The sequence below is a fragment of the Clostridium zeae genome (genome assembly GCF_017312485.1).
Taxonomy (GTDB): Bacteria; Bacillota; Clostridia; order Clostridiales; family Clostridiaceae; genus Clostridium_AR; species Clostridium_AR zeae.
Map to the genome: position 1 here is coordinate 1 of NZ_BMBA01000029.1, position 631 is coordinate 631.

Genomic DNA, 631 nt, shown 5'->3' on the forward strand with positions numbered 1-631 from the left:
GAGAATCCTAGTGGCCGAAAACCTAAGGTTTCCTCAGGAAGGCTCGTCCGCTGAGGGTTAGTCGGGACCTAAGCCGAGGCCGAAAGGCGTAGGTGATGGACAATCGGTTGATATTCCGATACTACTGCAAATCGTTATTACCGATGGAGTGACGCAGGAAGATAGAGTGTGCTAGCTATTGGATGCTAGTCTAAGCACTTAGGTATACAGGTAGGCAAATCCGCCTGTATTAGCTGAGGTGTGATGGGGAAGGCCTTTTAGGCTGAAGTACTTGATTCTACGCTGCCAAGAAAAGCTTCTAGGGAGAAATGTAGTACCCGTACCGCAAACCGACACAGGTAGGTGAGGAGAGAATCCTAAGGCCGGCGGAAGAATTACAGTTAAGGAACTCGGCAAATTGACCCCGTAACTTCGGGAGAAGGGGTGCCTACGAGAGTAGGTCGCAGAGAATAGGCCCAAGCAACTGTTTAGCAAAAACACAGGTCTCTGCTAAAGCGAAAGCTGATGTATAGGGGCTGACGCCTGCCCGGTGCTGGAAGGTTAAGGGGAATTGTTAGCGGTAACGCGAAGCGGTGAACTTAAGCCCCAGTAAACGGCGGCCGTAACTATAACGGTCCTAAGGTAGCGAAAT

Annotated in this window: 1 rRNA gene; it reads left to right on the plus strand. The window is 50.6% G+C overall.

The features are described from left to right. Positions 1 to 631: ribosomal RNA gene (locus J3477_RS25945) — 23S ribosomal RNA — on the plus strand; the annotation flags it as partial.